Raw genomic sequence first — 7,451 nt, 5'->3', positions numbered from 1 at the left:
CTCGCAGCGGCGATCGCAATCATGTCGGCGGCGGGCCTGCCGACACTCGCCTCGGCTTCCGAGCCGCCGAAGGCGCGCGAGATCGAGCAACGCGTTGAAGTCCTGTTGAAACAAATGACCCCCGAGGAAAAAATAGACCTCCTCGGCGGCGTGAATCTATTCGACGTTCGCGGCGTGCCGCGTATCGGCGTGCCACCGATGGCGACAGCTGATGGCTTCTTCGGCGTCCGAAGATGGTCGCGCTCCAACGTGATGCCAGGCGGTATCGCTTTAGCCGCTACCTGGAACACAGCACTAGCAAATCAATTCGGCACTCAAATCGGCCGAGACGCCCGCGCACGCGGCGTGCATTTCTACTTGGCGCCGGGCGTGAATATCTACCGCTCACCGCTGAACGGCCGCAACTTCGAATACCTGGGCGAAGATCCATTCCTAGCCGCTCGCATCGCCGTTCCCTTCATCGAAGGGGTGCAAAGCCAAGGTGTAGCCGCAACCGTCAAACACTACTTCGGCAACAACTCCGAATTCGCTCGTCACTCCACCGACTCGGTCATCGACGAACGCACGGCCCGTGAAATCTATCTCCCGGTCTTCGAAGCCGCAGTGAAGGAAGCAAACGTCGCTGCGGTGATGGGCAGCTACGGCCTGGTCAACGGCGAGCACATGTCTCAAAGCCGTTACTACAACGTCGAGGTGCTCAAAGCAGAATGGGGCTTCGATGGCGTGCTCATGTCCGACTGGGATGCAACCTATGACACGCTCGGTGCCGCGAACGGCGGTCTGGATCTGGAAATGCCCTCGGGCAAGTTCCTGAACCGCTCGGCACTGACGCCGCTGGTAAAGGAAGGCAAAGTCAAACAAGCCACGCTGGATGACAAAGTCCGGCGCATCTTAAGAACAGCCGCTCGCTTGGGCTGGCTCGACCGACCGCAACTCGATCCCACCATTCCTCGCTACAACGCCGCGGGCCGCGAAGTAGCTCTACAAACGGCACGCGAAGGCATCGTGCTGCTGAAGAACCAAAACAACGTACTGCCGTTGGATAAAACCAAGATCCGCACCATCGCGGTCATCGGTCCAAACGGCTACCCGAACGTGCTTCACGGCGGCGGCAGCGTGACGGTGGTGCCATTCCACTCGACCAGTTTGTTTGAAGGTCTCTCACAGGACCTAGGCACCAAAGTCGACGTTCATTATCTGCGCGGCATCCTCGACTACACGCGTGCAGCCAACGCAACCAAATTGCAAACGGCCGCGACCGGCGGCAAGCGCGGCGTGAACGTTGAGGTCTTCGACAATATCGAATTGACCGGCTCACCGACCGCCACACGCGTGGATCGCGCCATCAATCAAGGCGCGCCGCTGGACTTCACTACCTTCGCGACCGGCGAAACGGATCCGGACTTCGCGGCCATGGCCTCATCCAAACGTCTATCCACGCGCTGGACCGCGTACTTCACACCCGAGCAAGCGGGCGAGCACGACCTATTCGTGCAGCTCGGCGGCTTTGCTCGCGTTTACGGCAGCCGCTTGTACATCGACGACAAGCTGATCGCGGACCATTGGAACAGCAAACACGTCGCCATCGATCAGCACCGGCTCAACTTCGAAGCGCGACCGTACAAGATCGTGCTCGAGCATCGCACTCAAACCGGTGGCCTCGACGGCCCGACGCCCTTCGTTCGGCTCGGCATCGTGCAAGCAGGGAAGTGGGTCGACCCGGTAGTAACCGCGGTAGCCGCGAAAGTGGACGCCGTCGTGATTGCAGCGGGCTTCGACGGCAGCAGCGAAACCGAAGATTGGGATCGCGGCTTCGCCTTGCCGCCGGGCCAGAACGAATTGATCCAAGCGGTCGCCACCGCCAATCCAAAGACAGTGGTTGCCATCACTGCCGGCGGCGCCGTCGACATGCCTTGGCTCGAGCGCGTTCCCGGCCTGGTGCAGGCGTGGTATCTCGGTCAGGAAGGCGGCACGGCGCTGGCTGATGTATTGCTCGGCAACGTCAATCCTTCGGGCCATCTGCCGGCCACCTTCGAGCGGCGCGTTCAGGACAATCCGACCTTCAATAGTTATTACCCGGCCGCCGGCCAGCGCGATGTGAGCTATGCCGAAGGCTTGTTCGTCGGCTATCGCGGCTACGAGAAGCAAGGCACCCAGCCGCAGTTCGCTTTCGGGCACGGCCTGTCGTACACCACGTTCAAGTTCGGCGATCTCGCCGTGAAGCCTGCGACCGAGGCCGGCAAACTGTGCAATGTTTCTTTTGTCGTGACCAACACTGGCCAGCGTGCCGGCGCCGTGGTCTCACAGCTCTATGTAGGCGACCCGCAAGCCAGCGTGCCGAGACCGGCCAAGGAGCTGAAGGGATTTGCCAAGGTCAGTCTGCAACCTGGCGAATCGCGCACCGTCACGATTGCGCTGGATGCTCGCGCGTTTGCGTTTTACGACCTGGCCAAGGAACAATGGCGCGCCGAGGCGGGCGCGTTCCAAATATTGGTGGGCGACTCGTCCGATAACATTGCGTTGCGCGGCGAGTGGACGTTAGCGCGCGACGTGACCGCAGCCAGGTTGGGGAAATAACATGCGAGCATTGCAGTGTCTGGTCGCGACCGCGATCGTGAGCCTGACTTGGTCAGCGCAAGCCAGCACCAAGCCCGAGCAGGCGCGCATCGACAGCGGCGAACTGGCCGGCGTCGTTGCTGACGACATCGTTTCTTTCAAAGGCATTCCCTACGCAGCGCCGCCGGTGGGCAAGCTGCGCTGGCGTGCTCCTCAACCGGTCGCCGCATGGCGCGGTGTGCGCAAGGCAGATCAAGTCGGCGCCTTGTGCAGTCAGAAGATCAATACCACCGACAACGGCGTCGGTCCGCCGCCCGCCAGCGAAGACTGTTTGACGCTGAACGTGTTTGCTCCGACCGTGAGGCCGAAGCAGTTGTTGCCGGTGATGTTCTGGATTCACGGCGGCGGTTTCGTCAACGGCTCAGGCACGGCGGCGCTCTATGACGGCACCGAACTGGCCAAGCAAGGCGTGGTGGTGGTCACCATCAACTATCGCTTGGGTCGCCTGGGTTTCTTCGCCCATCCGGCACTGGTGAAAGAGGCGCCGAAAGAGCTGCAAGGCAACTATGCGTTGCTGGACCAGATCGCGGCACTCCATTGGGTCAAGCGGAACATCGCGGCGTTCGGCGGCGATGCTGGCAACGTGACCATCTTCGGCGAGTCCGCCGGTGGCGCGGCGGTGAATGCGTTGATGATTGCTCCACCGGCGCGCGGCCTGTTTCATAAAGCGATATCGCAGTCGGGCCTGGGGCGTGATCGGCGCTTGTTCCTGGATCGCAAAGCGCCGGACGGTCGGGCCTCGGCTCTCGAAGAAGGGGCCAAGTTCGCGGCCAAGCTCGGCGTGGCGAATGGCGATCTGGCTGCGCTCCGTGCACTTTCGGCAGAAACCATCGTGAATGCCACCGAGCAGTTCGCCGAGACCAATCCCATCATCGACGGCAAGCTGTTGCTGGAAAACGTGGATGTGGCGTTCGCGGCCGGCCGGCAGGCGCCGGTACCGTATCTCGCCGGCAGTAACGCGTTGGAGTTCGCGTTCTATTCCGAGTCGTTGCCCGGCGCATTGGGCGAAGCGATGCGCTTCCCGGCCGAGCAACGAGCGCAACTGGTAAGCGCCTACGGCGGTGAGGACAACTTCAAGGCCAATGTGTTGAGCGACGTGTTGTTCACCGAAGCGGCGCGCGAGCTGACTCGGTTGCATGCCAAGGCCAAGCATCCCGCTTATCTGTATCGCTTCTCGGTGCTTTCCGAGCACGCGCCGCCGACGGTGAAGGCAACGCCCCATGCGCAGGAGCGCCAACATGTCTTCAAGACCTTGGAGACCTCGCCCTGGAAGACCGATGCCAACGACGAGCGCGCCGCCAATCTGATCAGTGCATATTGGGTGGCGTTCGCCAAGACCGGCAATCCCAACGGCGGCGGGCGTCCGGAGTGGCCGCTGGCGAGCGGCGATAACCGCGTGTTCGAGTTCGGCAATGGCGGTCCGATTGTCACACAACAGCCGCACGCGGCCGCTTTGGATTTGATCGCGAAACGCTACTAAAACGCCTCGGGTCGCAACTTCTATGCGTTAGGTGCTGCCAGTCGCGCAATTCTGGGCTATATACTCTCCGCCGCCTTGCTAACAGCAAAGTGGATCGGACGCTTGCGAACCATAGTAGTAACCCGCTATGTCACGCCTTTGCGCGAAGGCGGCTCCGTGCCGGCCATCGTCGAAGCCGATGACGACGGCATGTATGTCATCAAGTTTCGTGGTGCGGGCCAGGGGCCCAAAGCGCTAATCGCCGAATTGGTGGCGGGCGAACTCGGCCGTGCCGCCGGCTTGCCCATCCCCGAGATCGTGTTGATCGAACTCGATCCCGATCTGGCGCGCACCGAACCGGACGTCGAGATTCAGGAACTGATCCGCGCCAGTGCCGGGCTCAACGTGGCGCTCGACTATCTGCCGGGCGCGATCACCTTCGACCCGGTGGTGTTCCATCCGGACGCGGCCCTGGCCTCCAAGATCGTCTGGTTCGACGCCTTCGTCACCAACGTGGATCGCACGGCCCGCAACACCAACATGCTGGTGTGGCATCGCCAGTTGCGCCTCATCGACCACGGCGCCGCTTTGTACTTCCATCATTCCTGGGCGCAGTATCTGGAGCGCAGCCGGGATGCGTTCCCGATGATTCGCGATCATGTGCTGTTGCCGTTCGCCACCTCGTTGGAGCAAGCGCACGAGTTCATGCTTGCGCGCATCACGCCCGAGATCGTTCGTAACATCGTGGCGTTGATTCCGGATGCGTTGTTACGCGGCGATGTGACGTTTTCGAGCGCCGCCGAGTATCGAGATGCTTATGCCGAATATCTGTTGCGACGCTTGCAGTCGCCACATCTGTTTTTCGACGAGGTGAAGCGTGCGCGCTCCGTGCTCGTATGACTACGCCATCATTCGTGTCGTCCCTCGGGTCGAACGCGAAGAATTCATCAACGCCGGCGTGATCGTGTCGTGCCCGGCGTTGGAATATCTGGCCGCGCGCATCGAGCTGGATGAAAGCCGCTTGCGTGCCATCGCCCCGGACATCGATCTGGACACGGTGCGTGAGAATTTGGGCAGCATTCCGGCCATCTGCGCCGGCACCGGGCCCATCGGGCGGCTCACGCCGAGGGAGCGTTTCCACTGGCTGGTCGCTCCCCGCAGCACCATGATCCAGACCTCTTCGGTGCACACCGGCCGCAGCGACGATCCGTCCCGGTTGCTGGAGCAACTGCTGCAGAAAATGGTGCGCTCGGCCGGGCCTCGCTGAGCCTCGGACGGAACCCTGGACTGAGCGGACTACGGATTGTCATAAGCGGCCCCGGCTTTTCAAATGGGCCGGAAATGGCCCATAAATGGCGTTGAAAAGGCTGTGAATTTCACTGTTTCCAGCGGATTGGCCGCTGGATGTGTAAACTCCCGCGCCTTTCCGTAAGTTCGCGCCCGCGAAGTCCGAGGTTTTCCTTGCCCGCTCCTTCCGATCAGACCCCGGGCGAAAGCCCTGCTTTTAGCGATCTCGCCCTGAATGAGGCGGTGCTGAAGGCGCTGCAGGACGTGGGCTACGAGTCGCCTTCGCCCATCCAGGCCGCCACCATTCCGCATCTTTTGGCCGGCAGCGACGTGGTCGGCCAGGCCCAGACCGGCACCGGCAAAACGGCCGCATTCGCCCTGCCCATCCTGTCCAAGATCGATGTCCGCGAGGCCGTGCCTCAGGCGCTGGTGCTCGTGCCGACCCGCGAACTGGCGATTCAGGTGGCGGAGGCGTTCCAGCGCTACGCCACTTATATGAAGGGATTTCACGTACTGCCGGTCTACGGCGGGCAGAGCTACACCCCGCAGCTCCAAAGTCTGCGTCGTGGCGTGCATGTCATCGTGGCGACCCCGGGCCGCGCCATGGATCACATCAAGCGCGGCACCCTGAATCTGTCGTCCTTGAAGCATCTGGTGCTGGACGAGGCGGATGAGATGTTGCGCATGGGATTCATCGACGATGTCGAATGGATCCTGGAACAGATTCCCGCCGAGCGACAGATCGCTCTGTTCTCGGCCACCATGCCCACCCAAGTACGGCGGATTGCGCAACAACACCTGCGTAATCCGGCTGAAGTCACCATCAAGAGCAAGACGACCACTGCCAGCAAGATTCGGCAGCGTTATCTGATCGTCGGCAGCATGCACGCCAAGCTCGATGCGCTGACGCGCATTCTCGAAGCCGAGTCGTTCGACGCGATGATCGTGTTCGCGCGTACCAAGATTGCGACCGAAGAGTTGGCGCAGAAGTTGGCAGCACGTGGTTTTGCGGTTGAAGCGCTCAACGGCGACATCGCTCAGGTACAGCGTGAGCGGACCATTGCGCGCTTGAAGTCTGGGCAGATCGATATCGTCGTCGCGACTGACGTCGCCGCGCGTGGCTTGGATGTGGAGCGCGTTAGTCACGTTGTGAACTTCGATGTTCCTTACGACCCGGAGTCGTATGTTCATCGCATTGGTCGCACGGGGCGGGCGGGTCGTAGTGGCGAGGCGATTCTTTTTATCGCGCCTCGCGAACGGAACATGCTTCGCGTCATCGAGCGTACTACTCGGCAAGACATCGAGCAGATGCAGGTGCCGTCGGTTGAGGATGTGAATGAGCGTCGGGTCGCCCGTTTCAACGAGAAACTGGCGTCGGCTATCGAGACCAATGCCGGCCAGGCGTTTTTGCCGCTGATCGAGAGTTATGAGCGGGACAATAATGTGTCTGCTCTGGAGATTGCCGCTGCGCTGGCCAGCATCGCGCAGGGCGCTACGCCGCTGTTGCTCGAGCCGGGGCAGGGGCGGTCGTTCGATAGAGAGGCTTCTTTCGATGACTCTCGCTCGCGTCGTGATCGCTCGCCCCGCCCGGAGCGCGGTGCCTGGTCCGAACAGTCGTCGGGCGCTGGTCGGTCGGAACAATCAGAGCGTCCTTCACGTGGCCCTCGCTCGGAGCGATCAGAGCGCCCGGCGCGTGGCGCCTGGTCGGAACAATCGGAACGCGGTCCTCGCTCGGAGCGAGCTGAATACCCTGCGAGCGGCGCTCGGACTGAGCAATCGGAACGCCCCGCGCGTGGTGCTTGGTCAGAGCAGTCTGAGCGTCCCTCGCGTGGCACTCGGTATGAGAAGTCGGAACGTCCGTCGCGTGGCGCTGAGCGGTCTGACCGTCCGGCTCGCGCTGCGTGGAAACCTTCCGATGGATCCGAACCGGCCGGACGGTCGGAGTCGGGTGCTCCGGATTTCACATCGTCTGAACAGTCAGATGTCACATCGCCGCCGCAGCCGCGGCCGCTGAATCGTCGCGAGCGCAGAGCGCTGGAATTCGCACAGCGCGAAGGCCAAGCGCCAGCTGCAGAAGGAGAGGCCGCAC

General features: G+C 62.0%; 5 protein-coding genes. All 5 read left to right on the top strand.

Translation table 11 applies throughout. The annotated features are described in order from the left end of the window. A partial coding sequence (locus JNL55_RS06120; RefSeq protein ID WP_293850748.1) for a beta-glucosidase occupies positions 1-2,577 on the top strand: 2,577 nt, incomplete at its 5' end. A gap of 1 nt (position 2,578) precedes the next feature. Then, on the top strand, positions 2,579-4,096 hold the full coding sequence (locus JNL55_RS06115) for a carboxylesterase/lipase family protein (protein WP_293850745.1): 1,518 nt from the start codon (positions 2,579-2,581) through the stop codon (positions 4,094-4,096). Positions 4,097-4,198: 102 nt separating this feature from the next. Further along, positions 4,199-4,975 (top strand): HipA family kinase, encoded by a 777-nt coding sequence (locus JNL55_RS06110; RefSeq protein ID WP_293850742.1) that lies wholly within the window; start codon positions 4,199-4,201, stop codon positions 4,973-4,975. Beyond that, positions 4,953-5,342: a DUF3037 domain-containing protein gene (locus JNL55_RS06105; RefSeq protein WP_293850740.1), complete on the top strand. Its 390-nt coding sequence runs from the start codon at positions 4,953-4,955 to the stop codon at positions 5,340-5,342. Before JNL55_RS06110 ends, JNL55_RS06105 begins: the two co-directional genes overlap by 23 nt. Before the next feature lie 194 nt (positions 5,343-5,536). Next, a partial coding sequence (locus JNL55_RS06100) for a DEAD/DEAH box helicase (RefSeq protein WP_293850737.1) occupies positions 5,537-7,451 on the top strand: 1,915 nt, incomplete at its 3' end.

It is taken from the genome of Steroidobacter sp. (assembly GCF_016790065.1).
Taxonomy (GTDB): Bacteria; Pseudomonadota; Gammaproteobacteria; order Steroidobacterales; family Steroidobacteraceae; genus Steroidobacter.
This window is presented reverse-complemented; position numbering and strand designations above follow the sequence as displayed.